Raw genomic sequence first — 24,884 nt, forward strand, 5'->3', positions numbered from 1 at the left:
AATGGCGGCGAGGCCGTCGTCAGTGCACCACCGGCCCGCCGGCCTTCTTCCAGGCATCGATCCCCCCGGCGATATGCGCGGTGTTGGTGAGCCCGGTCTCCTTGGCGGCGGCCACAGCCATCGCCGAGCGTTCGCCGAAGGCGCAGAAGAACACGACGCGGCGGCCGGTGGCGGCCGCGACCTCGCGCAGCATGCCGCCGGGCTTGAGGCTGTCTTCAATTGATGGATAGGGCGTATGCAGCGCGCCTTCGAGCATGCCGTGCTTCATCCGCTCATTGGTCTCGCGCAAATCGACCAGCAGGATGTCGGGCCGGCCGAGCGAGCGGATCGCCTCGATGGCGCTGAGCGCGCGGCCCTCTTTCTCGAGCACCTCCTGATGCAGGCCGACATGCATGTTGGCGGGCACTGCGACGTCCATCATCTTCGGATTGGGCAGCTTCAGATTGGCCATCAGCTCGATATAGTCGTCGACTGAGCGCACCTGAAGCCGCGGATTGTAGCGCTTCTCCTCGCCGATGGTGGAGACGGTGTCGCCCTTGTAGTCATGCGCCGGGAACACCATCGTCTCGTCCGGCAGCTTCAGCAGCCGATTGAAGATCGACTCGTATTGTGCGCGCGAAGATCCGTTCTGGAAATCGGTGCGGCCGGTGCCGCGGATCAGGAGCGTGTCGCCGGTGAAGACGCGGTCGCCCATCAGATAGGAATAGGAATCGTCGGTATGGCCGGGCGTGTACATCACGTCGAGCGACAGGCCCTCGATCGTCACCTTGTCGCCGTCGGCAACCCGCATCGCCACCACGTCGGCCTTGGTCTGGTCGCCCATGACGGTCATGCAATGGGTGCGGTCGCGCAGCTCGCCGAGCCCCGTGACGTGGTCGGCGTGCAGATGCGTGTCCACCGCCTTGACCAGCTTGAGGTCGAGCTCGCGCAGCAGCTGGCAGTAGCGGTCGACCTTCTCCAGCACGGGATCCAGGATCAGCGCCTCGCCGCCGGGGCGGCTCGCCAGAAGATAGCTGTAAGTACCCGAAACACTGTCGAAGAGCTGGCGGAAGATCATGACGAGACCCGGCGTGAACTACCTCGAAATTCTACTACACTTCGGGCCAAAAAGAGAAGTAATTGACTGTCTAAGTAAGGTAATTTAGAAGATTTTTATTCCCGCGATGGGCGGGTGGGCGTCACCTCAGCCACCGCTGTCATTCCCCGCGAAGGCGGGGAATCCAGTACGCTGCGGCCTTTCCGTACCCCTCGCGGTCTCGGAGTCCTGGATCGCCCACCGCGGGCGATGACACCGAGTGTGCCGCGACGTTTTGCCCCGACAAAAGGCTCAGGGCCGCACCACCGTGTACCCGTTCTCGCTGAGAAACAGGATCTGCCCGACCCCGACTTGCACCGGTATCGCCGCGGGAATGAACTCCGGCCGCTTGCCCGTCTCCCGCTCGATCGTGTCGACGGTGTTGAGGCAGATGTCGAAGCGTACGCCTTGCGCGATCAGGCTCTCGACCTGCTTGCGGCGCTCGCTGCCTGACAACAGCAAATCGATGCCGGGACCGAACGCCACCACCTCGATCGCAATTTTGTCGGGGTCGTAGGCCTTCAGCAAATTGTTGGCGACGCTCAGCACCAGCGCCTGCTTCTTGGCATCGCCATCGGAGAGCTGCAACACGACCTTGTGCTCCGCGAACGGCTTGTCCTGGAGCGGCACCTGCTGCGCGTAAGCGAGAGGCGTAGTAGCGAAGGCGAGCAGCGCCAGCAGCATCGCGGATAAGATCTGCGATCGCATCATCCCTGTCCTGCAATACCTGGATTGCCCTCGACGCCTTTCAGCGTAACGCCGGAGCCGAGCCGCTCCTGTAACATCCGGCCCGAGCGCAGATATTTGGCGACGACCTCCCACACCGGCGCGCCTTGCTGGCCGTTGACGGAGGCCCAGCCCGCGACCTTGTAGCGGTGGTTTGCGGAAACCGCCTTGCCGCCATTGAGCTTCAGCTCGGAGATGCGGCTGCCGATCGCAGCCGTCGGCGTGCAGGTGTAGCTGAGCCCGCCGGCGCGCACCATGTCGCCGCCCTGCTGGTAATAGGGATCGGCATTGAAGAGATTGTCGCAGATGTCTTCCAGCACGTCCTTGATCTGCGTGCCGGTCATCTCCTGCACATAGGTCTCGGGATAACTGATCGCGGTTTCCGCAAGCAAATCCTCCATGGTCAGCGCCTGGCCGGACAGCGCGGTGACGCCCCAGCGGAAGCCCGGCGACAGCGCGACCTCGGCATCGAGCTCGCTGCGCAGCGCGGTGCAGATCAGCTCGTCGACCGGGCCGGCGAAATTGTCGCGGCGATACAGCAGGCGGTCGGGCGTTGCGATCTTCTCCGACCAGTCGGTGACGAAGGGCGCCCGCAACCGGCCGATCAGTTCGGCCATCCCGGGATCGGGTTTCAACAGCTCGGAATAGACCGGCAGCAAATGATATTTGATATCGCTGACCTTGCCCTTGTCGAGCGCGAGGTCGAGCACGGCCAAAAATTTTCCGTTGGAGCCGGCGTTGGTGACGAGCGTGGTGCCGCTCGCGTTCTTCACCGCGATCGGCTGCGGGATCGCATCATGGGTGTGGCCGCCGAGAATGACGTCGATGCCGGTGACGCGGCTTCCGAGCTTGAGATCGACGTCCATGCCGTTGTGCGACAGCAGGATGACTGCGTCGACCCTGTCGGTGCCGCGCAAGCCATCGACATGCTTCTGGAGCTCTTCCTCGCGGATGCCGAAGGTCCAGTCCGGCGTGAACCGTTTGGGATGCGCGATCGGCACGTATGGAAAGGCCTGGCCGACGATCGCGACGCGATGGCCGCCTAGCTCCTTGATCACCGAGGGCTTGAACACGCGCCCCGTCGCCTTGTCGAAGGCGGGCGCGTCGTTGAATGCGGCTTCCTCGGTGAGAAAAACGTTCTGCGCCAGGAACTCGCCCTTGAAGCGCCTGAGATTGTCGCGCAGCGCCTGCTCGCCATAGGTGAATTCCCAATGCCCGGTCATCGCCTCGATACCGAGCAGGTTTGCGACCTCGACCATGTCGCGGCCCTGCATGATGTTGGTGAGCCCCGTGCCTTGCCAGAGATCGCCGCCGTCAACGAGCACGGAGTGCTTTTCTCCGGCATCGCCGCGCAGGCGGTCGATCAGCGTCTTCAGATGGGCGAAGCCGCCGAGCTTGCCGAAGCGGCCTGCGGACTTCTCGAACTCGAAGCAGCTGAAGGCATAGGCATCCGCGCTGTCGGGCCGGATGCCGAAACGTTCGAGGAAGGCGCGGCCGACCAGATGCGGCGGCCGCCCCGCCATCTCGCCGATGCCGATATTGACGCTGGGCTCGCGAAAATAGACCGGATTGAGCTGCGCATGCGTGTCGGTGAGGTGAAGGACGCGCGCATTGCCGAACCGTTCGAGGTCGTAAATGCTCGCGGCCTCGGCTCCGCGCGCAAGCCGCGGCAGGCTGAGCGATGCGGCGGCGAGGCCAGCATTCTTCAGGAAATCGCGGCGGCGGATCGCCATCCAGAAATTCTCCGCGCCCTCTAATGGTCGCAAGGCTGTTGCACGAGCGAACAGTCTAGCGGATTTCCATCGCCTTCCAGGCTTCTTTTTCGGAAATGGCCTGGAAGATCGACGCCTTCGCCAGCGCCTCGGCCTGCTTGGCTGCGGCCACGGCGCGGTCGAAATCGCCGCCATCGCCCGCCTTCTTGGCCGCGGCCAGCGCCGAGACGGTCACGGTCCATTGGTGGCGCAAGCTGGCGGCCTCCTTCGATGCGGCTTCGGCGGCGGAATAGGCCGTCTTGTAATCCGCCTCATTTGCCGCGCGCGCCGCCGGCGCGAGGCCCAAGGCGAGCAGCATGGCGAGAGGAAGTGACCGCTTCATGGCCGCGCTCCCGGGCCCGATATCGGCAGGCCGTTGGCGACGTAGGACAGGAAATACTCGACGTCGCGATATTCATCCGCCTGCGGCTCCAGCGGAACCGCACGGGTCTGGCTGTTGCAGGTGACGAAGCGGCGGGTGGTCGTGCCCATGCCGCTCCATTCGGAGCGGTAGATCGGCATCGCGTTCAAGATGCCCAGCGCCGGCGCCAGGATCTCGGCGCGGATGCGCTCGCCCGGGCTCTGCACATGGCAGCTCGCGCAGGAGAAATTCATCTGGCCACGTCGGGTGTAGAAATACCGCTTGCCGTTCTCGAACGCCGCGAGCGCGCGGGGATCATCGGGAATCTTGATGTCCATCGGCTTGCCGCGCGAGGTGAAGGCCATGTACGCCGTGAGCGAGGCCATCTCGTCCTTGACGTAGGAATAGGGCGCCTCGCCATTGGCCTCGCGGCAGCGGTTGAGCGCCAGCTCCAGCGTGACGACGTTGCCTTCCTTCTCGTCGAAGTAAGGATAGTTCTGGCGGACGCCGATGCCGCCGTTCGGGAAGCAATCGGCATAGGTCTTGCCGTTCTTGAACGGGGTCGCGAACATTTCCTTGCCGGCGTCGAGCGCGAACTCGTAAGGCGGGAATTCCTCCTTCTCCTGCCACTGCCGTTTCATGTCCTCGTTCATGGAATAAGGACCGTTGACGAAATCCTCGTGCTTCACGGTCGGAAACTTCTGGAAGAAGAAGTTCTGGAACGCTTTCGCATCGGCAATGGGATCGACCTTGTCGGCCGCGACCACACGCGGAGAGGCGAGGGCGAACGCGACGAGCGCGGCACTCAACGAGCCAAGCAGGAGAGAGATGCGGGCCTTCATCACGCGATCTTCGCGGTGGTGGTGTCCGAGCCACCCTTGTTGTCGGTCCAGGAGATCTTGAGATCGTCGCCCTTCTTGGCGCCCTTGAAGCTGAACTTGACGTAGGGGTCCTTGGAAATGGCGGTGCCCCAATCGGCGACGAAGACGTCCTTGCCGTTACATTCGAACTTCAGCTCCTGGATGTAATGCGCGGGGATCAACTCGCCCTTGGCATCCTTGACGAAGCCGGTATCCATGGGATGCTGGATCAGCGCCTGAACCTCGGTGATGTCGCCGTTGGCGGTGGCGCGGACGCGAATGCTGGATGCCATGTCGAACTTCCTCGCTTAGCCGCCGCAGCCGCCGACGGTGACTTTGACTTCCTTGGTCGCGCTGTAGAGCTTGCCGTCGGCCTCCACGATTGCGACGACGTTGGTGGTCTTGGCCATCTTCAGGCGGTTGGCGACACCAGGGATCGTGCCTTCGGGAATCTTGTAGCTCGCGGCCAGTGCGCTCGGGTTCTCGGCCACGAAGAACGAGATCGAGGTGACCTTGTCGAGCGTCGTCGTCACCGAGATCGGCACGACGCCGCCGTTCTCGGCGATCTCGGGGGCATCCAGCTTGACTTTGTCGGACGGCTCGGCGGTCCTGCCGTAGAGCGCCTTGATGGCGTCCGCTTCGCTCTTCTGCCTGAAGGCCTCTTCCGGATATTTGTCGTTGGCCGCGGCGCGCGCGGGAGCGAACGGCAGATTGCCGAGGCCGAGCAGCGCGACCGAGGCCGCGCCCTGGAGGATCAGGCGCCGCGTCGCGCGTGGGCCGGTGAGTGCGGTCATCTCAGGTCTCCTGGCGTGCCGGCGGTCACAGGGTTTGCAGGAAATCAACGATCGCGCTGATCTCCTGTTCGGTCAAAATCCGGTTCCGGCCGAACGGCGGCATCATGGTCTGCGGATTACGCTTGGTCTCGTCGAAGATGATCGCGGTCAGCTCGTTGCGATCGGGGTACTTGGCCTTGAGGTCCTTCAGTTCCGGCCCGATCGTTCCCGGCAGGTCGCCACTCTTGATGACGTGGCAGGTCAGGCAATTGCCCTTGCCGCGGTCGAAAGCGAGTTTCTGGCCCTCGGTCACGGCGGATTGCGCCCGTACCGGGGTCGCGGCCGCCAAGAGCCCCAAGGCGGCCAGCGCAACGAGCAGGGCGGGTTTGCAGGGAAAGGCGGTCAAGGCGTCGTCCCGAAACATGATCTGGTGTACCAAAGATAGTGCTCAAAAGCACACCCGGCTCGTTCTGACAATCAAGACTATGCAGGCCGCAAAATGGAGTTAATATCTTCTGCATTGCAACTTAAGGAGCTAGTTCGTCCGTAAGGCCTGTTGGGGCCAGTCATTTTTTCTCGGGCGCTTGGCTCTGATCGCGTTTTCGTCTGCTTCTTCTTTTCCGGGGACTTCAATTGGCTGAATATGTCGTCGAATTTGGCAGGGACGGCGGGCGGGTCGAGTCGGATGGCCGCCTCGATGCACCTGCGTTTCATCGCAATCACGAATCGCTCTGGGCGGTATTGGAAAAGCATCTCGCCGGCTGCACCGGCGACGTGGTCGAGCTCGGCAGCGGAACCGGGCAGCACGTGGTCCACTTCGCCCGCCACACGCCCGGCCTGATCTGGTGGCCCAGCGATCTCAACCAGCGCCACCTCAAGAGCATCGAGGCCTGGCGCGTTCATGCCGGCCTGCAAAACATCCGCTCGCCCTTGCGGATCGATCTCACGGATCCCGACTGGTGTCCGGAGATGACGAGCGGGCAGGGGCCGACAAGTCTTGCCGCCGTGTTCTGCGCCAATGTCATCCACATCGCGCCATGGGAGGTCGCCGAGGGCCTGTTCGCCGGCGCCGGCCGCTATTTGCGGGCCGACGGCAAGCTGTTCCTCTACGGCCCCTTCAAGCGCGACGGCAAGCACACCGCGCTCAGCAATGCCGTGTTCGACACATCCTTGCGTGAAGGCAATCCCGACTGGGGCGTGCGCGACATCAGCGACGTCGAGAGCCTCGCACGCGGCGTAGGTCTTCGCCTCGTCGATACGATCGACATGCCGGCGAACAATCTGACGCTGGTGTTTTCGCGTGACCTCACGGTTTGATGTAGCTCCAGCCCTGCTCCTGCAGCTCCATAACGCGGACGACGCCGGATTTAACAACCGTCGCCTGAGCAATCAGGTTGATGTCCTTGTTCTCCGCCTTACGCATATTTTCCTGGGTGTTTCCGCAGGCCTTGAAAGAAATTTCGGGATGGCTCATCGCGAGCACCTCGATGCGCGGCTTTACCGGCGAAGTGTCATCGCGCAGCATGTGAAGGCCGGGGCCAAAGGTGACGACCTCGATCGACACAGCCTCACCGAGCTCGCGGTAGTATTGCGCGACGTTGGTTGCATTGTTGAGTACCAAGTTCATCATCGCGGGTTCGTTGGAATTCACTTGCAGGATCAGCCGATGCGACTTGTTGGCGATCTCGGGTCTTGTTGCTTGAGCCAGCCGCGTCTCACTCGCGGGGGCCCGGTCAATTGTTTGATTCTGCGCCGGCTTTCTCGCCTGCCTGTGTCCGCCCGGGTGCTTCTGATTGCTCGCTACGCTCTCACTCGCCTGCGGGATCATATGGTTGTCCGACTCGGCCTGGACGTTTGGCCCGACCAGGAACATCATCGCCAAGCCGCTGATGACTGCGATTGCCGACTTCAGACTGATCATCTTGTTTCTCCCCGCTCCATGACCATCACCCTCCTGGTCTGGCGACGCTATGTGGCCATTTGCACGCAGCCGCCATTTTTTCACGCACGTTCTTGAATCCGCCGAGCCGGAACTGTCCCTCTTGCACCGCGCCGGTGCGGCTGGAAAGACGCACAATGATGCTACCGTCATCGGGTAATGACTTCAGCAATTGCACGACATCGCCTCCCAAAGCGATTCCAGACCCGAACGACGGCGAGGCGGCCGCAAGTTGAATTGGCGGATCCGCATTGAGTCGATAAGAGACAGCATATTCGTTGGCGCCGCGTGAGAGCGCCGGTCCCGCGATCATGACTTCCGTGCGACCTTTGCGGCAGTGGATAGCGAGTTGCATCGCGGCGCCGTTCGGGCCGCTGACAGAAGAGATGGTGGCGGTGACGACCGGTGAATAGTCGACCGGCGATGTGGTCTCGCTGACCAGCCAGCTATCATCCGTCCCGCGCCGTCCAGGCGGTGGACTCTTAGGTGACAAATCTTGCATACACTCCAGCTGTGCTGATCCCTTCATCGCCGAACATGCCCCGCGTGTTTCCATGGAATCGCTCGTGCTTTGCGCGTACGCGATTCCGCAGGCAATGTTGAAGGCGACGGCGAGTGGAGGAGCAGCAGTCTTCATGGCGGCGCCTGTGCGCTGCGCGCTTTGCGGTCTAGCCATTCCTGCGCGGCTTGGAAGCGGGTGAGACCGGGGACGGTTGCCGCGAGATTGATCGACCGCCATTTCGGGTCAAAGCCGGGCGCCTGCAGGCGATCGACGCGCGAGAACAGGTACTCGACAAGGCGCGCCACGCGTTGATAGCGGTTCGAGCGCGGCGGCCAGTTGAATGCAACAAGTGCTGTCGGCACCGCGATGGTCGAGACCCGCTCACCCTGCTTGATTAGATTGGGGTACTCATTTGCGTCCAAGGTCGCGGGCAGATAATAGTCCTCGAACTTCCTGTCGTAATGGACTGGGAGAAACTTGAAGCCCGCCTCCCAGCGGCCGCGCACGAAGGCGTCGACGGGTTTCGATGTGATGAACACGACGGCCGACATCTCTCCTTTGCGCATCTGCTCCAGGGCAACTTGATGCGGAATGAACGCCTTGTCGATCTCGATGCCGAGACGGCTAAAGATCAGCGGTCCTGAATAGGCGGCTGCAGTGCCCTGGGTATTGAAGTTCACTTTCTTTCCGGCAAGATCCTGCAGGCTTGTGATCTCCGGTCGCACGAAGATGTGCAGCTCAGACGGGAAAAGATTAAGCAGATAAGTGATGCGACTTTGGATCTGCGGTACCTGAAGCTTGTATTCATCGAGCGCGTCGGAATTGATGATGGCGGTATCGACACCACGCAAATAGAGCAGCGCATTAAGATTGTCGGTAGCGCCTCGGGTGACGATCGGGAGCAGATGCAGGTCTGCACCGTCGTCAACGACCCGGGCCATTTCTGCGGCGAGACGGATCGGCGCGCCCTCGAGCAGGCCGCCGGCAAGGCCGACCGTCCAGGCGTTCATTCGGTCTTTTTCGTTCACTTGCGGGAGTGGCCGTCGGACGAATTGTGCATCGCCCGTGGAGTTTTTCCCAGTTTGTGCTTTCAGGCAGGCCGGCTGAAGCAGAATGGCCATTGGCACCAGCGCGGTGACCAGCAGCAGCAAGAGTGACCTTGGCACCTTGTTCATGTCGTTCCCTTCTCGATCGCCATCGCAGCCTTTCGTTCTGCAACAAGACTCAGGGATGCAACGCATCCAGCCGTTCCTTGGCCTCGCGAATGCCGCCTCTCTGTGCCTTGGCGTAGAGTTCTCGCGCCTTGACCGCTTCGCTGCGCGTTCCATAGGTACCCCAGGCCGACAAAACCGCAGGATCATATGTTTCCGCGAGCATGAAACTTGCTCGTGCAATGTCCTTCTCAACCGCGAGCTCAAGCACAATTCGCGCTGCACCAATATTTCCCTGATCGAGCAATTCCCTGGCGCGCGGGATCAATCTGGCCTCCACCTCGTTTTGCTCTGAAACTATCAGCGGCTCCGCTGAGGTCACTTTCACGTTCTGCGTCGTCGGCAACATCGAGCCTGCAGGTGGTTGCTCCGGGCCGCGCTCATCGGGGCGCCCTGCCGATGCGTGGTCCCTCTCCCTGGCGTCGGCCCTGCTCCGCTCCTGCTGCAGCGACTGCCGCAAATCGGCGATCTCTCGGCCCGCTGCCAGTCCCTGCTGCGAAGCCGCATCGGCCGCCTCACGCAATTGCACGTTCCGGCTTTCGATTTCGCGGCGCATTTCGGTAAGCTTACTCGCCAGCGTAGCGGCGTGCGCTCTGGCTTCTTCGAGTGCGCGGCGTTGTTGTTCGGCGTCGGCCGTTACCGCTCGCGCCGCTTTGGCCTCTGCGACGAGAACGGCGCTCCTTTCCCGTTCCTGCTGCAGGGACTGCCGCAATTCCGCGATCTCCTGTCCCTTTAGATCGCTTTGCTCAGCTGCCGCACCATCCGGCGTGAGCGGTCCGCGAGGTATTCCGGCAAGTTCACTCGCGAGTGCCGCGGCGCGTGACTGTGCCTCGTGGCGTTGTTGCACAGCGGTCGCGGTCGCTGCTTGCGCGGCGTTCACCTGCTTCTCGAGCACGGCGCTCCTGTCCCGCTCCTTCTCCACTGACCGTCGCAGTTCTGCGATGTCCTGAGCCGCCGCATCTCTCTGCTGCGCAGCGATAGCCTCCGCGTCGCGCGATTGTTGGTTCCGCGTCTCGATCTCGCTGCGGGTTCCGGCGAGTTCGTCCACGAGCGCGGCGCTGTGAGCTTGCTCCTGTTGAAACGATTGCCGCAGCTGCTCCGTGGCCATTTCAGCCGCCTGCGTGCGCTGGACCGCCTCGTCAAGCTCCTTGCGCGCCCCGGCCAGTTCGCTGGCGAGTGGATCACTGCGGGGAGAATCGTCGACGAGCTGCTGCCGGCCCGTGCTTGCCGGCGCCGCCAACACCGGGGCTCCAATCGTTTCTGGCTGAGGTGCTGCTTGCGAATTGGTCGCGGTTTCCGCCTGCCGACCGAGGCTGACGACACTTTCGCCGTCGATGCGCGTCGCCTCCTGAGCCGTTCGAGCGTTGAATGGCTCGAACACACCGAGCAGGGTTGCTCCCACGAAGATTGCGAGGATCAAGATCACAGACGCCGCGAGCGAACTGCCTGACGGCTCATCCTCTGGATCGACATCCTCGGTTGCGGGATACCAATGGGTCGGCGCGATGTCGATCGGAGAGCCGTCCGTCCAAACCCATTTGCCCTCCTCGCACGACCAGTGGGCGGCCTCAACAGCCCCGGCCGCATCTTCCACCCAGATGTCTTCTCCGTTCCTCGGCGCAATATCAATTGGGCGGCGCATGCATCACGCCTCTTTCAATAACAACTACAATGGCGTGATTAATCGGCCTTGTCGCATGGTTTTGGTACTCATCGAATTAATTAATGTCATAGAATAAATAAGATAGCTGAATTAAATATATAACACATAATTTCAATGCAAAATCAAATTAAATTCTCCGCCGCTCCGGCTCGCCGCGCGGGGGTAGGGTTATCGCATATGGGCGAGGACGGAGAGGAGGAAGTCGTTATTCCACCTCGCCTGCAGCAGCGGTGCCATATGCGATTCCCCTATGCCTGCGGGGAGGGCTGGGGAAGGGCTGCGGAAAGGGTGTTTCCGCAACGGGGTACCCCCTAGAGGATAAAACCCTCACCCGGCGCGCGGGACGATGCTTCGCATCGCCCGGGACGCGCCGACCTCTCCCGCAACCGGGAGAGGTGCACCACTTGCTGGGCGGCGTGCGCTGAACTCAGGCAAGAGGCGATCACGCCTCGCCGTCCTCCCACCCGATCTTGTTCTTCAAGAACCGGAAGCCGAGCACCTCGAAGCCGGCGCGCTCCTTGTTGTCCTTGCCGTAGCCGTGGCCGCCTGCTTCCGGTTCGTAGAACCAGGCTTCATAACCCATCGCCTGGAGCTTTGCCGCCATCTTGCGCGCATGCCCGGGATGGACGCGGTCGTCGCGCCGCGTGGTGGCGATCAGGATCGGCGGATAGGACTGGCCGGCTTTGACGTTGTGATAGGCGGAGTACGTCTTCAGCCAGTCCCACTCATCCGGCTTGTCAGGATCGCCATATTCCGCGATCCAGCTCGCGCCGGCGAGCAGCTTTGTGTAGCGGCGCATGTCGATCAGCGGGATCGTGCAGAACAGCGCGCCGAAACGTTCGGGGTATCGCACCAGCATGTTGGTGATGAGGATGCCGCCGTTCGATCCGCCCTGCGCGGCGATGCGCTTCGCCTTGGTCACGCCACGGCGGACGAGATCGGCGGCGACCGCGGCGAAATCGTCGTGCGACAGTTTCTTGCCGGCGAGCCGGCCGGCATCGTGCCAGCGTGTGCCGAATTCGCCGCCGCCGCGCAAATTCGCCTGCACCGTCGTGCCGCCGCGGTCCAGCCACAGCTTGCCGAGCGATGCGTTGTAATACGGCTTCACCGAGAGACCGAAGCCGCCATAGGCGCTCATATAGACCGGCGCATCGCCGCTCTCGCCGGCGGGGCCGGTCTGGACGTAGGGAATGCGCTCGCCGTCGATCGAGATCGCCTCGTGCTGGGTCACCACGAGGCCGTCGGCAGTGAAAATCTTCGGCGCCTGCTTCAACACAATCGGGCTCGCGACACCGCGCTCCATCAGCAGCAGCGACGGCGGCGTCAGCGGATCCTGCACATTGGCAAGCAGGTCGCCATTGCTCTCGGAGGGATGGCGGTCCAGTGGCCAGATGTCAACGACGCCGATCTGCGGCAGGCCGCCGAGTGACTCGCGGCTCCAGCTCGTGGCGGACGGCGTGCATATCTCGAATTGCGGCTGGAGTTCGTCGAGGATCGACAGCACCAGTCTGCCCCCGGCCCAGAACAGACCTTGCAGGGCGCGGCGTGGCTCCGGCTCGAACAGGACCGCGAAATCGCGGCTGCCGGCGAGGAATGCCGAGAGCGACATGCCGAGCACGGTGTCGGCGGCATAGGTTCTCCCATCGATCGACCAGGCTTCGCGCAGCTTCATCGCGAACCAGTCGCCATGCGCCTGCATCCAGATGCCGGTCGGCAGGTCGAGCTTCGTCGTCGTGCCGTCTGCATCGCGCAGCCAGATCGCATGATTGAAGAAGTCGATCTGGTCGACGAACCAGCTGCGTGGGACCGCGGCGGTGTCGTCGGCCATGCCGGACATGGCCATATGATCGGCTGTGGTCTCGATCATCATCTGCGCCTGATCGACAGACTGGCCGCGCCGCCACAGGCGAACCGTCCGCGAATATCCCGAACTCGTCGCCATGCCTTCGCCATGGGCGCTCGACAGCAGCAGCGTGTCGGCATCGAGCCAATCGGCGCCGCCCTTGGCTTCCGGCAGCGCAAATCCGTCCTCAACGAAACTCTTGGTGTCGATGTCGAATTCGCGCAAGGTGACGGCGTCGCTGCCACCGCGCGACAGGCTCAAAATCGCCCGCGAGTTTCCCGGCTGTGTGGTGATGCCGCTCAGCAGCCAGTCCTCGCCTTCGCGCGCGGCGAGCTGGTCGACATCCAGCATGATCTCCCACGCTGGATGCGGCTTGCGAAACTCTGCAAGCGAAGTCCGCCGCCACAGGCCGCGCGGGTTGGTCGCGTCCTTCCAGAGATTGTGCAGATCTTTGCCGCGCCGGCTCACATAGGGAATGTTGTCGGGGCGATCGCAGATCGCCGCGAGGATGTCGCGATCGCGCTCGAAGGCCTTTCCACCAAATGCGTCGAGCGTCAGGCTGTTCTGCCGCGCGACGAAATCGAGCGCCAGCTTGCCCTCGATCTCCTCCAGCCACAGCCAGGGATCGTCGTCGGGAGCGCTGAGCGTAGGCCTGTCGTCGACGGACATGAACGAAACTCCTGAGATCGCGGCGGATAGGATTTGATCGAGCGCAAGCCGTCAAGAGCGCGGCCCATTATCATCGGCCCGATTGCGTCAGAGGCATGGCCTGCGCCCGTTTGCGCCGGTTGCCCGCCCTCGCGCGCCCCGCCATAGTGCCTGGAATCAACAGGGTCCCTTGAAAGCCCCGTGAAAGCCTCTTGGGGCGGAAATGCCGATGTTAGACGTGACTGCAGCCAATGAGATCGCCGCCGACGCACGCGTGCGCGCCAATGTGGTGCGCCTTGCCGCCGCTCAGGCGCTGACCGGCGCCAATTCGGCGGTGATCTTCGCCACCGGCTCGATCGTCGGTGCGACGCTCGCACCCGATATGTCGCTCGCGACCGTGCCACTGTCGATGTATGTGCTGGGGCTTGCGGCCGGCACCTTGCCGACCGGCGCGATCTCGCGCCGCTTCGGTCGCCGCTGGGCGTTCATCATCGGCACGGGTCTGGGTACGCTCACCGGCCTGCTCGGCTCGTTCGCGATCCTGCACGCCTCGTTCGCGCTGTTCTGTGTCGCAACCTTCCTCGGCGGTCTCTACGGCGCGGTGGCCCAATCCTATCGCTTCGCCGCCGCGGACGGCGCCAGCGCGGCGTACCGGCCCAAGGCGGTGTCCTGGGTGATGGCGGGCGGCGTGTTCGCCGGCGTGCTCGGTCCGCAGCTCGTGCAATGGACCATGGACGTCTGGCAGCCTTATCTGTTCGCCTTCAGCTTCCTGGTGCAGGCCGCGGTCGCGCTGGTCGCGATGGGCATCGTCGCCGGGGTCGACATGCCGAAGCCGGCGCCGGCCGATCTGCACGGCGGGCGGCCGCTGCTCGACATCGTGACCCAGCCGCGCTTCATCGCGGCGGCGCTGTGCGGCGTCATCTCCTACCCCATGATGAATCTGGTGATGACCTCGGCGCCGCTCGCCATGAAGTTGTGCGGCCTGAGCCTTTCCGATTCCAATTTCGGCATTCAATGGCACATCGTCGCCATGTACGGGCCGAGCTTCTTCACGGGCGCGCTGATCGCGCGCTTCGGCGCGCCGAAGGTCGTTGCCGCCGGCCTGCTGCTGGAGGCCGGTGCGGCCGGCATCGGCCTGTCCGGCATCACCGCAATGCATTTCTGGGCGACGCTGATCGTGCTCGGGATCGGTTGGAATTTCTCCTTCATCGGTGCCTCCGCGCTGGTGCTGGAGACGCACCGGCCGCAGGAGCGCAACAAGGTGCAGGCCTTCAACGATTTTCTGGTGTTCGGCATGATGGCGATCGGCTCGTTCTCGTCCGGCCAATTGCTCGCCAATTACGGCTGGTCCGCGGTGAACATGGTGGTGTTCCCACCGGTGCTGTTCGGCCTCGCCGTGCTTTCGTTCGCCTCCTTTGCCCGCCGCCGCAAAGCGCGGCTGGACGCGGCCATGGGTGAGTTCCCGGATGCGATTTAAGGTGGCAGGAGACTGTCAGCAGCGTTGATACTTCGATCCGGGTCGAAGTGATTTTCGGGGCTTGGGTTGTTACATGATGCTCGTCATGAACAGGCGGGCGTGAAGCACGGCGCGCTCGCGGGGAAACAAAGGACAAGCGCAAATGCTCGACAATCCCCGGCACGACGCATCCATCGACGAATCCTCTCTTCACTACGAAGGCTGGCCCATCGTCGCGGTCTGCTTCCTGCTCGCGACCTTCGGCTGGGGCCTCGGCTTCTACGGCCAGAGCGTCTATGTCGCCGAGCTCCAGCGTGCGCACGGCTGGTCGGCCTCGCTGATCTCATCCGGCACGACGTTCTTCTATCTGTTCGGCGCGCTGCTCGTCGTTTTCGTCGGCGAGGCCGTCAACAAGTACGGGCCGCGCCTCGGCCTGATCGCGGGCACGCTGGCGATGTCGGTCGCAGCGGTCGCGATCGGCGCGGTGCGCGAGCCGTGGCAGCTTTATCTCGCGAACGCCGTGCTCGCCTTCGGTTGGGCCGGAACCAGTTTGGCGATGATCACCAACACGATCAGCCTGTGGTTCGACCAGAAGCGCGGCATGGCGATCAGCCTGGCGCTGAACGGCGCAAGCTTCGGCGGCATCGTCGGCGTGCCGCTGCTGGTGACCTTGATCGGTCATATCGGCTTCGCCAGCGCGATGTTCACCGTCGCCGGCGCCATGCTGGCGCTGCTCGTGCCGGTGATCCTGATTGTCGTGGGCCGCCCGCCCGATCTCCATGGTCGGCGTGCAGCGACGAAAGCAAGGCCGCAATCGTCGGCGCAGATCCGCGCCGGGGCGTTGCGCGACGTCGGCTTTCTCACCGTGACGGTCGCGTTCGCGCTGGTGCTGTTCGCGCAGGTCGGCTTCATCGTCCACCTGATCTCGTTTCTCGATCCCGTGATCGGACGCGAGCGCGCCGCTGTGGCCGTCGCGGTGCTGACGGCGATGGCGGTGATCGGCCGGGTGCTGTTCTCGCTGGTGATCGACCGCCTCAACCAGCGGCTTGCGTCCGCGCTGTCGTTCCTGAGCCAGGCCGTGGCGCTTCTCGTCGTCATCAATTTGCACAATGATTACGTGCTGATCGCCGCCTGCGCGTTGTTCGGCTTCTCCGTCGGCAATCTCATCACGCTGCCGTCGCTGATCGTGCAGCAGGAATTCGACTCCGCCTCGTTCGGCGTGCTGATCAGCCTCAACACCGCGATCAACCAGGTGACCTATGCGTTCGGCCCCGGCGTGGTCGGCTTCCTGCGCGACTTTTCGGGCGGCTATGCGCTTCCGTTCTATCTCTGCATCGTGTTGGAAGTGGTGGCGGCGGCGCTGATCATGGTGCGAGGCAGGCCGCATTCTGCGTCGTCATTGCGAGCGTAGCGAAGCAATCCAGAGTCTTTCCGCAGAGGCAGCCTGGATTGCTTCGTCGCAAAGGGCTCCTCGCAATGACGAGAGTGCGAGAGCGTAGTTCACGCTTCGCGCTCCTTCAGCAGCTCTTCCAGGTCCAGCCGCTTCGTGAACATCGCAAGCTTTCCGTCCGCCCCAAACGGCCATTGCTCCCTGGGCCGGTCCCGATACAGCTCCACGCCATTCTGGTCGGGATCGCGCAAATACAGTGCCTCGCTGACGCCATGGTCGCTGGCGCCGTCCAGCGCAATGCCGGCCGAGAGCACGCGGTGCAGCGCATCCGCCAGCGCGGGCCGTGTCGGATAGAGGATCGCGGTGTGATAGAGACCGGTCGCATCAGGCGGCGGCGGCGAGCCGCCCTTGCTCTCCCAGGTATTGAGCCCGATGTGGTGGTGATAGCCGCCGGCCGAGATGAAGGCCGCGCCGGAGCCCATCCGCTGCATCAGCTCGAAGCCGAGCACGCCGCAATAGAAGCCGAGCGCGCGATCGAGATCGGCGACCTTGAGGTGAACGTGGCCGATCCTGGTGTCGGCATGGACGGCTGGGCTTTGCGACATGTGGCTGCTCCGTTGGTGAATTCCACATAAGGCGAGCCGGGGCACAGCGCTACCGGGCTATCCCGAAACCCAGCATTTCCGAATCGGCAATCAAGCCAGCTCCTGGACCTCGCCCTCCGGCAACTCGAACTCAAACGTGTTCAGCGTCATCGACACCATTGTGTAATAGCCGCATAGTCCGATTACCTCGACGACGCCGCGCTCGCCGAGCACCTTCACCGCCTCGTCATAGAGGCCCTTCTCGACGCCGTGGCCCTCGTGCAACGACTTCGCGACGTCGTAGATCATCTTGCCCTTGGGATCGTCGAAGACGGGCGTGCGGCGGTCGCGGATGGCGTCGATGATCTCGGGCTTCATGCCGCCTGCAAGCGCCAGGCGCTTATGCGCATACCATTCGTAATGCGCGGTCCAGTGCCGCGCCGTCACCAGGATCGCGATCTCCGAAAGTTTTGCGGGGAAGATCGTGTCGTAGCGCAGGACCTCGCCGAGTCGCGTGGCGTGACGGGCCATGTCGGGGCTGTTGAGCCAGGCCATCATCGGCGCCGGCGGCTTGCCGCGTTTGCCGGCAATCGACTCGTCATAGGTCTGCCGCTGGCTCTCGTTCATTTCGCCAGGCGAAAGAAGCTTCAGGCGCATTGTTGTTTCCTCTTTGTTTTCAAGCTTCGCCGTCGCGGCGACTATAGCCGATGCGGGACGCGGAAGTGGTTGAATTCCACGAGGCGATGGCCCAGAGTCGCCGATAACAAGTCGTTTTTGATTGATGGAAACGCCCATGAGCGATGCTGAAAACGCCGATCTTGAAACGTTCCGCAAGCAAACACGTGCCTGGCTCGAGGCCAACTGCCCGCCGGAGATGCGCCGGCCCGCGACCTCCGACGCTGATGTGTTCTGGGGCGGACGTAACGCAAAATTCTCGTCCGAGCCGCAACGCATCTGGTTCGAGCGCATGCGCGACAAGGGCTGGACCGTGCCGGACTGGCCGAAGGAATATGGCGGCGGTGGCCTCAGCGCTGCCGAACACAAGGTGCTGCGCGCGGAAATGGCCAAGCTGGGTGCGCGGCCGCCGCTGTCGAGTTTTGGCATCTGGATGCTTGGGCCGGCGCTTCTGAAATACGGCAACGACGCCCAGAAGAAGGAGCATCTGCCCAACATCGCCGCGGGCCTGATCCGCTGGTGCCAGGGCTATTCCGAGCCGAACGCCGGCTCCGATCTCGCTTCGCTCCAGACCCGCGCCGAGAGCGACGGCGATGATTTCGTCATCACCGGCCAGAAGATCTGGACGTCCTATGCCAACTATGCCGACTGGATCTTCTGCCTGGTGCGCACCGATTCCGCGGCAAAGAAACACGACGGCATCAGCTTCATCCTGTTCGACATGACGTCGAAGGGTGTCTCGACCAAGCCCATCCTTCTGATCTCCGGCTACTCGCCGTTCTGCGAGACCTTCTTCGACAATGTCCGCGTGCCGAAATCGCATGTGGTCGGCACCGTCAACCGCGGCTGGGACGTCGCAAAATATCTGCTTCAGCATGAGCGCGCGATGATATCAGGCATGGGCGAGCGCGGCGTCGGTCGTCCGCTCGGCCAGATCGCGGCGGATTCCGTCGGCACCGATGCGCTGGGGCGGCTCGACGATCCCATGCTGCGTGGCCGGATCGCCAGCTTCGACGTCGACGAGGCCGCGCTCGCGGCCTGCGCCGAGCGCGCGGTCGACCTCGCCAAGGCGGGTCAGGCGCATCCGGCGTTCTCTTCGGCGATGAAATATTACGGCACCGAGCTCAACAAGCGCCGTTACGAAATTCTGATGTCGGCCGGCGGTGTCGATGCGCTGGAATGGGAGAGCGAGCGTTCGAAGCAAGGCGCCCGGCCACGCGCCTGGCTGCGTACCAAGGCCAACTCGATCGAGGGCGGCACGACGGAGGTCATGCTCGGCATCGTCGCCAAGCGCATCCTCGATCTGCCGGGGGCGTAAGCGAAGTCCTCATCCTGAGGAGCGGCCGTCAGGCCGCGTCTCGAAGGATGGCCTGCACGGTTCGAGACGGCGCTGACGCGTCGCCTCACCATGAGGGTCACCACCGAATTCCGTCGAACCGCACTTTGTTGGAGCCCGCCATGGCCCTCGTCCTTACCGAAGAACAATCGATGCTCCGCGACAGCGCGCGCGGGCTGATCAGCGACAAGGCGCCGCTGTCGCATCTGCGCAGCTTGCGCGATAGCAAAGACCCCACCGGCTTCTCCAAGGAGTTTTGGCATTCCTTCGCCGAGATGGGTTTTGCCGGCTTGCTGGTGCCGGAAGAGTTCGGCGGCAGCGGCCTCGGCTATGTCGAGGCCGGCGTGGTGATGGAGGAGATCGGCCGCAGGCTGATGCCGTCGCCCTTCCTCGCCACCAGCGTGGTCGCGGCCTCGGCGTTGAACCGCGGCGGCAATGCCGCGCAGAAGTCGGAATATTTGCCGAAGATTTCCAACGGCTCGCTGCTCGCGACGCTCGCGGTCGACGAGGGCGCAAAGCACCGCCCGCTTCAAACCAGCTTGCAGGCGGTGCGCGCCGGCAACGGTTTCAGGCTCTCCGGCGCCAAGGCGCTGGTCGTCGACGGCCATGTCGCCGACCTCCTCATCGTCGCCGCGCGCACCGCGGGCGCTGCCGGCGAGCGCGAGGGGCTGACGCTGTTCCTGGTCAACCCCAAGGCCAAGGGCGTTGCGATCGAGCGCACCATCATGGTCGACGCGCACAATGCGGCGCGCATCGAGCTTGCCAATGTCGAAGTCGATGCCGACAGCGTGCTCGGCGAAGTCGACCAGGGTGGCGCGCTGCTCGACGGCGTGCTCGATATCGGCCGTGGCGCAGTTGCCTCCGAAATGGTGGGCTTGAGCGAAGAGGTGTTCAACCGCACCGTCGAGTACCTGAAGAGCCGCAAGCAGTTCGGCAAGCTGATCGGCGAATTCCAGGCGCTGCAGCACCGCGCCGCCGAGCTCTATGTCGACATCGAGATTTCCCGCGCCGCGACGATGAAGGCGCTTCAGGCGCTGGATACGGACGTTGCCAAGGCCGCCTCAGCCGTCGCAGTGGCAAAGGCCCGCGCCGGCACCACCGCCGCGCGCGCGGTGCAGGAAGGCGTGCAGATGCATGGCGGCATGGGCATGACCGACCAGTTCGACATCGGCTTCTTCATGAAGCGCGCGCGTGTGTGCGAGGAATTGTTCGGGGACGCCAATTACCACACCGAGCAGCTGGCAAGGGCGCGGGGGTATTGAGCTCCATCTCCTCATGGTGAGGAGCCGCGCTCTTGCGCGGCGTCTCGAACCATGAAGGCCCGGCTGGGGCCTGCATCCTTCGAGACGCGCGTTCCGCGCTCCTCAGGATGAGGGGGAGAGAGCGTCACCCGTTACGTAGGTCGTCATGGCCGGGCTTGTCCCGGCCATCTACGTTCTTAATGTGCCTCAAACGTAGATGCCCGGGACAAGCCCGTCGTCCGTGAAGAATTCCCAAGTCGTTGATTTAGAATCTGGAAACGGCGCACTGGGCTAATTGAGCTTGCCGGGAATCGGGTGCAACGAAGGGGATTCCTTGCAAATTTGATTTGTGATTCACTCGCCATTGAACGATTTGGCGGGGGGACCAGATGCGGCCACCGGAACGGCGGGAGACGGGAGAGCAGGATCTGTTCCGGTCCCGGCTCGATCAGATCATCGACCTGAAGCATCCGCTGGTGGCGCTGGGGCGCACGGTGGATTGGGAGTTCCTGGAACGGGAGTTTGGCGCGGTCTACACGGATGACCCGGGCCGCCCGCCACTGCCGACGCGATTGATGGCGGGGCTGGCCATCCTCAAGCACACCTATGACCTGTCCGACGAAGTGCTGTGCGAGCGCTGGGTCGAGAACCCCTACTACCAATTCTTCTGCGGCGAGGAGTTCTTCCAGCACCGGCTGGTGTTCGATCGCTCGTCACTGACGCGCTGGCGCAACCGGATGGGCGAGGAGCGGCTGCAGGCGCTGCTGCAGGAGAGCCTGTCGGTTGCCACCAGGACCATGGCGATCAAGCCGTCCGAGCTGTCACGGGTGATCATCGACACCACGGTGCAGCCCAAGAACGTGACGTTCCCCACCGATGCCAAGCTTCTGAACCGGGCGCGCAAGAAGCTGGTGCGGCTGGCGCAGTGCCATGGGGTGAATCTGCGCCAGTCCTATGCACGGGTGGGCAAGTTCGCCCTGATCCAGCATCAGCGCTATGCCCATGCCAAACAGTTCAAGCGCGCCAACCGGATGCTCAGGAAGCTGCGCACCTACCTCGGCCGCGTCATCCGCGACATCGGGCGCAAGATCGAGGGCAATGGCGGGCTCGAAGCAGCGTTCACCAGGCTGCTGTTGCTGGCTCGCCGCGTGCGCGAGCAGCAGCAACGTCAACGCGGGCCGAAGGTCTATTCCCTGCATGCACCGGAAGTCGAATGCATCGGCAAAGGCAAGGCCCATCGGCCTTACGAGTTCGGCGTCAAGGTCAGCGTTGCCACCACCCTCAAGCACTGCAAGGGCGGCCAGTTCGTTACCCACGTGAAGGCGCTGCCCGGCAATCCATATGACGGCCACACCTTGGAAACCGTGATCCCGGACATGGAGGCGCTGGTCGGCAACACCATCGCGCGCATCCTCGCAGACAAGGGCTACCGCGGCCACAATGCACCACCCCATTACAAGTTCAGGGTCTTCCTCTCCGGCCAGAAGCGAGGGGTAACGCCACAGATCAAGCGTGAACTCCGTCGCAGGTCCGCCGTCGAGCCCGTCATCGGCCATCTCAAAGCTGAGCATCGCATGGGCCGCAACTATCTCTGGTTCCGGCGCGGCGATGCCAACAACGCCGTCCTCGCCGCCGTCGGCTACAACTTCCGCCGCCTGATCCGCTGGCTGAGGATTTTGTTGCGCCAAATCCTCAGCGCTCTCTTCGTGGGGCCGACGATCAATCCGGTCTGAAATTAGCGTTCTTCACGGACGACAAGCCCGGGCATGACGAATGAGGATGTGGCGCGAGCCCCGCTCCGCTCGCAATGACGGCGGATAGAGCTCCTTATCTCACCGGCGGCGCGTACTGCACGCCACCGGCGTTCCACAGCTGGTTCATCCCGCGCGGGATCTTCAGCTTGGACTTCTCGCCGATATTGCGCTCGTACATCTCGCCGTAATTGCCGACGTTGCGGATGATGCGGACGACCCAGTCCTTGGTGAGGCCGAGCTGCTCGCCGTAATTGCCCTCGGTGCCGACCAGCCGCATCACTTCCGGCTTCTTCGACTTCAGGGCCTCGTCGATGTTCTCCGAGGAGACGCCAAGCTCTTCGGCGTTGATCATCGCGTACAGCGTCCACTTCACGATCATCATCCAGTCGTCGTCGCGCTGGCGCACGACGGGGGCGAGCGGCTCCTTGGAGATCATGTCCGGCAGGATCATGTGGTCGCCGGGCTTCGACAGGTTGATCCGCAGCGCGTAGAGCTGGGAGACGTCGGCGCTCAGCGTGTCGCATTTGCCGGTGTCGTAGGCTTTCACGACGTCGTCCAGCTTGTCGAACTTCATCTCTTCGTACTTCATGTTGTTCGCACGGAAGTAATCCGCGACGTTGAGCGCCGTGGTGGTCCCCGTCTGGACGCACACCTTGCTGCCGGTCAGGTCCAGTGCGGTCTCCTTGTTGCGCGCGCGCGGCAGCATGAAGCCTGCGCCGTCGTAATAAGCGACCGCCGGGAAATAGAGGTCATATTCGAGTTCGCGTGCCATGCTCCAGGTCGAGTTGCGCGAGAGGATGTCCACTTTCCGGCTCTGCAATTCCTTGAAGCGCTCGCTGGCATCGAGCGCGACGAATTTCGCCTTGTTCGGATCGTTGAAGATCGCGGAGGCCACCGCACGGCAGAAATCGACGTCGAAGCCGGTCCAGTTGCCCTTGTCGTCGGGGATCGAAAACCCCGGCAGGCCCTTGTTGACGCCGCACAGCACTTCGCCGCGGCGCACGGTGCGCTTCAGCGTGCGGGTGTCGTAGAATTCATAGATGATGGCCAGGACGGCGACCAGCACGGCGACTGCGAGCCCGATCAGCAGGCCGCCTCGAAAAGTGCGCATCATGTTGCTCTCTCGAAAATATCGGGAAAAGGAATTTTGACGAAGCGGGAAGATCAGAGTTCGGGCTTCTGCCGGATGACCACCCTGGTGCCGACAGGGACGCGATCGTAGAGATCGGCGACGTCGTGGTTGACGAGCCGGAAGCAGCCCGAGGACACTTTGGTGCCGATCGTGTCGGGCCGATTGGTGCCGTGGATGCGGTAGACCGTGGTGCCGAGATACATGGCGCGCGCACCGAGCGGATTGCCGGGGCCGCCGGCCATGAAGCGCGGCAGATAAGGCTGGCGCTGGATCATCTCCGGCGGTGGCGTCCAGTCCGGCCACTCCTTCTTGTTGGTGATGTTCACTAGCCCCTGCCACTGAAAACCATCGCGGCCGACGCCGATGCCGTAGCGGATCGCGCGACCGCCGGGCTGCACCAGATAGAGATGCCGTTCGGCGGTCGAGATGATGAGGGTGCCGGGCGCTTCGGTGGTGCGGAAGTAGACGACCTGCTTCTGCCATGCCGGATCGAGCTCGTAGGCATCGTCGGCGACCAGGCCCGGCTCGTCGCCGCGGTCGGGCTGCTGGGCGGAGGCGTGCGGGATGGCCAGGACCAGACCGATCGCAGCCACAAATATTCCGGTCAGGCGACGAATATCCGTCATTTCAAGCTCTCCCCACTGCCACAGCGCAAATCATCAGAAACCATCTGAACCCAGGGGCAGCTTCATGGCAAGTTGATGGCGCGCCCGGCTGGTATGTCACGAGAATGCTTTGGTTTTTTGACGGACCGCGAGCAATGCCACAAACAGGGGATGGCGCGAAAAGCAGTGAGCTGGGCGCGATGTGCTCCCTCCCCCGCTTGCGGGGAGGGTCGGGGAGAGGGGGTCTCCGCAGGAAGACTCCCCCAGAGGAGAGAACCCTCACCCGGCGCTCTGCGCCGACCTCTCCCGCAAGCGGGAGAGGTTAGAGCGAGCACGCGGCCAAATCACGTGGGCCGAAGGGCAACCTTGTCACTGGATCTGATTGCTCTCAGCCGCGATCCCGAGCCGCCGGACGATTTCGGCGCCTACGGCCCGGGCCTCAGGCCGCGAACCGATGCGCGGGCTGCGAAACCGTTGTCCTGAGAGCAACCGGATCACGACGATGCAGTGCTCGTCTTCCGACCGGCCGCGGCGCTCGACTGTGATCGTCTTCACCTGGCGCCCTTCAATATGGTCGGCGCGCAACGTGCCGTCGCCCCACAGGCGTTCGACGCGGATATCGCCTTGGCGGATGATCCAGAAAGCGCCGGTCACGAGATTGGCGTATCTGTGCACGGCGAAAGTGGCAATCGCGCCAACCGGCAGCAGCATCATGTCGACCGGCCCGGGCGACAGGCCACGCCAGAGCCTGTAGGCGTAGGGAACGGCACATAGCGCGACGACGATCAGTGCGACGATCCTTATGTCCCTCGTAGAAAACGGCTCGAGGGGGTCGCCGAGACGCATCTCGGGATTGCTGGCATCGAGCGGATTGACGGGGGACTCGACGTCGGGAACGTCGAATTGTGTGGCGATCCGCGCCACCGTGTCGTGCACATGGGTGACATCGGTGATCGGCGGGGATGTCAGGCGCTCCCCGGAGGCCAGCGTGAAGGCGAGCCGAAAGCGGGCTTTCGCCCTCTTGCTGCCGGGAACCTGCAATCCCCTGATGTCGTCTTTGGCGACGACCCGCGTCCGGAGTTTTCCGAACGGGCGCTGCTCCCCGATCAAGATCCCGTCTGCCGTGATGATCCACACCACCGCCGGCGCCAGCATGATGACGCCGACGAACGCTGCTCCCACGAGGAGCGCGACCACGGAGATGATCACTTCCAGGGTGTCGTGCGTGAACAGGCCCGGCGTGAAGCACAGCGCAACGGCGGCCGCAAAGCCGGCCATGACCAGCCGCTGCGCGATCGAGGCGCCTTCACGAAGGCGAATGTCGGTGCTGGTGCTGGCGTCGTCCATCGCGGGCGGCTG

Annotated in this window: 24 protein-coding genes; 6 read left to right on the forward strand and 18 right to left on the reverse strand. The window is 63.4% G+C overall.

Annotated features, from left to right (window positions below; translation table 11 throughout):
- Positions 1–19: 19 nt before the first annotated feature.
- The 8 genes from ABIB06_RS11360 to soxX form a co-directional block, all read right to left on the reverse strand.
- On the reverse strand, positions 20–1,057 hold the full coding sequence (locus ABIB06_RS11360) for an MBL fold metallo-hydrolase (protein WP_354048204.1): 1,038 nt from the start codon (positions 1,055–1,057) through the stop codon (positions 20–22).
- Between the two features lie 270 nt (positions 1,058–1,327).
- Positions 1,328–1,786: a DsrE family protein gene (locus tag ABIB06_RS11365; protein WP_354048206.1), complete on the reverse strand. Its 459-nt coding sequence runs from the start codon at positions 1,784–1,786 to the stop codon at positions 1,328–1,330.
- Positions 1,783–3,534 (reverse strand): thiosulfohydrolase SoxB, encoded by a 1,752-nt coding sequence (gene soxB / locus ABIB06_RS11370; RefSeq protein WP_354048208.1) that lies wholly within the window; start codon positions 3,532–3,534, stop codon positions 1,783–1,785. The genes ABIB06_RS11365 and soxB overlap by 4 nt, the downstream gene beginning before the upstream one ends.
- A gap of 55 nt (positions 3,535–3,589) precedes the next feature.
- Positions 3,590–3,895, reverse strand: a complete 306-nt coding sequence (locus tag ABIB06_RS11375; protein WP_247442178.1) for a hypothetical protein — start codon at positions 3,893–3,895, stop codon at positions 3,590–3,592.
- A complete protein-coding gene (gene soxA, locus ABIB06_RS11380; RefSeq protein WP_354048210.1) occupies positions 3,892–4,755 on the reverse strand; it encodes a sulfur oxidation c-type cytochrome SoxA in 864 nt (287 codons plus the stop codon). The genes ABIB06_RS11375 and soxA overlap by 4 nt, the downstream gene beginning before the upstream one ends.
- On the reverse strand, positions 4,755–5,066 hold the full coding sequence (gene soxZ, locus ABIB06_RS11385) for a thiosulfate oxidation carrier complex protein SoxZ (protein ID WP_247442181.1): 312 nt from the start codon (positions 5,064–5,066) through the stop codon (positions 4,755–4,757). Before soxZ ends, soxA begins: the two co-directional genes overlap by 1 nt.
- A gap of 15 nt (positions 5,067–5,081) precedes the next feature.
- On the reverse strand, positions 5,082–5,567 hold the full coding sequence (soxY, locus tag ABIB06_RS11390) for a thiosulfate oxidation carrier protein SoxY (protein ID WP_247351821.1): 486 nt from the start codon (positions 5,565–5,567) through the stop codon (positions 5,082–5,084).
- 25 nt (positions 5,568–5,592) lie between these two features.
- The gene (soxX, locus tag ABIB06_RS11395; RefSeq protein ID WP_247351822.1) at positions 5,593–5,952 is read right to left on the reverse strand and encodes a sulfur oxidation c-type cytochrome SoxX; all 360 of its coding nucleotides are present in this window, start codon (positions 5,950–5,952) and stop codon (positions 5,593–5,595) included.
- Positions 5,953–6,179: 227 nt separating this feature from the next.
- On the opposite strand from soxX, the gene ABIB06_RS11400 reads away from it, so the two are divergent.
- Positions 6,180–6,863 carry a DUF938 domain-containing protein gene (locus ABIB06_RS11400; protein ID WP_247351824.1) on the forward strand — a complete coding sequence of 228 codons (684 nt, stop codon included), beginning with the start codon at positions 6,180–6,182 and terminating at the stop codon, positions 6,861–6,863.
- Here the strand turns inward: ABIB06_RS11400 and ABIB06_RS11405 are convergent.
- The 5 genes from ABIB06_RS11405 to ABIB06_RS11425 all read right to left on the reverse strand — a co-directional run bounded on the left by ABIB06_RS11405 (position 6,853) and on the right by ABIB06_RS11425 (position 13,373).
- Positions 6,853–7,467, reverse strand: coding sequence for a DsrE family protein (locus ABIB06_RS11405; protein ID WP_354048213.1), 615 nt, complete (start codon positions 7,465–7,467; stop codon positions 6,853–6,855). The two genes, ABIB06_RS11400 and ABIB06_RS11405, sit on opposite strands and share 11 nt — an antisense overlap.
- Before the next feature lie 25 nt (positions 7,468–7,492).
- Positions 7,493–8,122 (reverse strand): hypothetical protein, encoded by a 630-nt coding sequence (locus ABIB06_RS11410; RefSeq protein ID WP_354048215.1) that lies wholly within the window; start codon positions 8,120–8,122, stop codon positions 7,493–7,495.
- Positions 8,119–9,162, reverse strand: a complete 1,044-nt coding sequence (locus ABIB06_RS11415; protein ID WP_354048217.1) for a TAXI family TRAP transporter solute-binding subunit — start codon at positions 9,160–9,162, stop codon at positions 8,119–8,121. The genes ABIB06_RS11410 and ABIB06_RS11415 overlap by 4 nt, the downstream gene beginning before the upstream one ends.
- A 49-nt stretch (positions 9,163–9,211) precedes the next feature.
- On the reverse strand, positions 9,212–10,840 hold the full coding sequence (locus ABIB06_RS11420) for a hypothetical protein (RefSeq protein ID WP_354048219.1): 1,629 nt from the start codon (positions 10,838–10,840) through the stop codon (positions 9,212–9,214).
- A gap of 463 nt (positions 10,841–11,303) precedes the next feature.
- Positions 11,304–13,373 carry a prolyl oligopeptidase family serine peptidase gene (locus tag ABIB06_RS11425; RefSeq protein WP_354048221.1) on the reverse strand — a complete coding sequence of 690 codons (2,070 nt, stop codon included), beginning with the start codon at positions 13,371–13,373 and terminating at the stop codon, positions 11,304–11,306.
- A gap of 208 nt (positions 13,374–13,581) precedes the next feature.
- Between ABIB06_RS11425 and ABIB06_RS11430 the strand changes: the two genes are divergently transcribed.
- Complete coding sequence (locus ABIB06_RS11430; protein ID WP_354048223.1) at positions 13,582–14,829, forward strand: MFS transporter; 1,248 nt, start codon at positions 13,582–13,584, stop codon at positions 14,827–14,829.
- 142 nt (positions 14,830–14,971) lie between these two features.
- Entirely contained in the window at positions 14,972–16,219 is a 1,248-nt protein-coding gene (locus ABIB06_RS11435) for an MFS transporter (protein ID WP_354048225.1), read from the forward strand.
- Between the two features lie 89 nt (positions 16,220–16,308).
- Here the strand turns inward: ABIB06_RS11435 and ABIB06_RS11440 are convergent, their stop codons facing one another.
- Complete coding sequence (locus ABIB06_RS11440; protein WP_354048227.1) at positions 16,309–16,803, reverse strand: VOC family protein; 495 nt, start codon at positions 16,801–16,803, stop codon at positions 16,309–16,311.
- A gap of 90 nt (positions 16,804–16,893) precedes the next feature.
- Entirely contained in the window at positions 16,894–17,439 is a 546-nt protein-coding gene (locus ABIB06_RS11445) for a carboxymuconolactone decarboxylase family protein (RefSeq protein ID WP_247351840.1), read from the reverse strand.
- Between the two features lie 136 nt (positions 17,440–17,575).
- On the opposite strand from ABIB06_RS11445, the gene ABIB06_RS11450 reads away from it, so the two are divergent.
- The 3 genes from ABIB06_RS11450 to ABIB06_RS11460 all read left to right on the forward strand — a co-directional run bounded on the left by ABIB06_RS11450 (position 17,576) and on the right by ABIB06_RS11460 (position 21,767).
- Positions 17,576–18,775 (forward strand): acyl-CoA dehydrogenase family protein, encoded by a 1,200-nt coding sequence (locus ABIB06_RS11450; protein ID WP_354048230.1) that lies wholly within the window; start codon positions 17,576–17,578, stop codon positions 18,773–18,775.
- Positions 18,776–18,915: 140 nt separating this feature from the next.
- Positions 18,916–20,055 (forward strand): acyl-CoA dehydrogenase family protein, encoded by a 1,140-nt coding sequence (locus ABIB06_RS11455; protein ID WP_354048232.1) that lies wholly within the window; start codon positions 18,916–18,918, stop codon positions 20,053–20,055.
- 368 nt (positions 20,056–20,423) lie between these two features.
- Positions 20,424–21,767, forward strand: coding sequence for an IS5 family transposase (locus tag ABIB06_RS11460; RefSeq protein ID WP_354048234.1), 1,344 nt, complete (start codon positions 20,424–20,426; stop codon positions 21,765–21,767).
- 94 nt (positions 21,768–21,861) lie between these two features.
- Here the strand turns inward: ABIB06_RS11460 and ABIB06_RS11465 are convergent, their stop codons facing one another.
- From ABIB06_RS11465 to ABIB06_RS11475, 3 genes are all read right to left on the reverse strand, one after another.
- Positions 21,862–22,899, reverse strand: a complete 1,038-nt coding sequence (locus tag ABIB06_RS11465) for an amino acid ABC transporter substrate-binding protein (RefSeq protein ID WP_247351867.1) — start codon at positions 22,897–22,899, stop codon at positions 21,862–21,864.
- A gap of 53 nt (positions 22,900–22,952) precedes the next feature.
- Positions 22,953–23,546, reverse strand: a complete 594-nt coding sequence (locus ABIB06_RS11470) for a L,D-transpeptidase (protein WP_354048235.1) — start codon at positions 23,544–23,546, stop codon at positions 22,953–22,955.
- 348 nt (positions 23,547–23,894) lie between these two features.
- Positions 23,895–24,872 (reverse strand): hypothetical protein, encoded by a 978-nt coding sequence (locus ABIB06_RS11475; RefSeq protein ID WP_354068719.1) that lies wholly within the window; start codon positions 24,870–24,872, stop codon positions 23,895–23,897.
- Between the last annotated feature and the right edge of the window lie 12 nt (positions 24,873–24,884).

The sequence above is a fragment of the Bradyrhizobium sp. LB8.2 genome (genome assembly GCF_040548035.1).
In the GTDB taxonomy this organism is placed as follows: Bacteria; Pseudomonadota; Alphaproteobacteria; order Rhizobiales; family Xanthobacteraceae; genus Bradyrhizobium.

Excerpts from the sequence above, each read along its gene's own strand:
- ABIB06_RS11460 (WP_354048234.1), top strand. The coding sequence starts at position 20,424 with ATGCGGCCACCGGAACGGCGGGAGACGGGAGAGCAGGATCTGTTCCGG.
- ABIB06_RS11425 (WP_354048221.1), bottom strand. The coding sequence starts at position 13,373 with ATGTCCGTCGACGACAGGCCTACGCTCAGCGCTCCCGACGACGATCCC.
- ABIB06_RS11430 (WP_354048223.1), top strand. The coding sequence starts at position 13,582 with ATGTTAGACGTGACTGCAGCCAATGAGATCGCCGCCGACGCACGCGTG.
- ABIB06_RS11365 (WP_354048206.1), bottom strand. The coding sequence starts at position 1,786 with ATGATGCGATCGCAGATCTTATCCGCGATGCTGCTGGCGCTGCTCGCC.
- ABIB06_RS11440 (WP_354048227.1), bottom strand. The coding sequence starts at position 16,803 with ATGTCGCAAAGCCCAGCCGTCCATGCCGACACCAGGATCGGCCACGTT.
- ABIB06_RS11470 (WP_354048235.1), bottom strand. The coding sequence starts at position 23,546 with ATGACGGATATTCGTCGCCTGACCGGAATATTTGTGGCTGCGATCGGT.
- ABIB06_RS11375 (WP_247442178.1), bottom strand. The coding sequence starts at position 3,895 with ATGAAGCGGTCACTTCCTCTCGCCATGCTGCTCGCCTTGGGCCTCGCG.
- ABIB06_RS11455 (WP_354048232.1), top strand. The coding sequence starts at position 18,916 with ATGGCCCTCGTCCTTACCGAAGAACAATCGATGCTCCGCGACAGCGCG.
- ABIB06_RS11465 (WP_247351867.1), bottom strand. The coding sequence starts at position 22,899 with ATGCGCACTTTTCGAGGCGGCCTGCTGATCGGGCTCGCAGTCGCCGTG.
- soxZ (WP_247442181.1), bottom strand. The coding sequence starts at position 5,066 with ATGGCATCCAGCATTCGCGTCCGCGCCACCGCCAACGGCGACATCACC.
- ABIB06_RS11435 (WP_354048225.1), top strand. The coding sequence starts at position 14,972 with ATGCTCGACAATCCCCGGCACGACGCATCCATCGACGAATCCTCTCTT.
- ABIB06_RS11420 (WP_354048219.1), bottom strand. The coding sequence starts at position 10,840 with ATGCGCCGCCCAATTGATATTGCGCCGAGGAACGGAGAAGACATCTGG.
- ABIB06_RS11405 (WP_354048213.1), bottom strand. The coding sequence starts at position 7,467 with ATGATCAGTCTGAAGTCGGCAATCGCAGTCATCAGCGGCTTGGCGATG.
- soxA (WP_354048210.1), bottom strand. The coding sequence starts at position 4,755 with ATGAAGGCCCGCATCTCTCTCCTGCTTGGCTCGTTGAGTGCCGCGCTC.
- ABIB06_RS11415 (WP_354048217.1), bottom strand. The coding sequence starts at position 9,162 with ATGAACAAGGTGCCAAGGTCACTCTTGCTGCTGCTGGTCACCGCGCTG.
- ABIB06_RS11450 (WP_354048230.1), top strand. The coding sequence starts at position 17,576 with ATGAGCGATGCTGAAAACGCCGATCTTGAAACGTTCCGCAAGCAAACA.
- ABIB06_RS11410 (WP_354048215.1), bottom strand. The coding sequence starts at position 8,122 with ATGAAGACTGCTGCTCCTCCACTCGCCGTCGCCTTCAACATTGCCTGC.
- soxB (WP_354048208.1), bottom strand. The coding sequence starts at position 3,534 with ATGGCGATCCGCCGCCGCGATTTCCTGAAGAATGCTGGCCTCGCCGCC.
- ABIB06_RS11360 (WP_354048204.1), bottom strand. The coding sequence starts at position 1,057 with ATGATCTTCCGCCAGCTCTTCGACAGTGTTTCGGGTACTTACAGCTAT.
- soxY (WP_247351821.1), bottom strand. The coding sequence starts at position 5,567 with ATGACCGCACTCACCGGCCCACGCGCGACGCGGCGCCTGATCCTCCAG.
- ABIB06_RS11445 (WP_247351840.1), bottom strand. The coding sequence starts at position 17,439 with ATGCGCCTGAAGCTTCTTTCGCCTGGCGAAATGAACGAGAGCCAGCGG.
- ABIB06_RS11475 (WP_354068719.1), bottom strand. The coding sequence starts at position 24,872 with ATGGACGACGCCAGCACCAGCACCGACATTCGCCTTCGTGAAGGCGCC.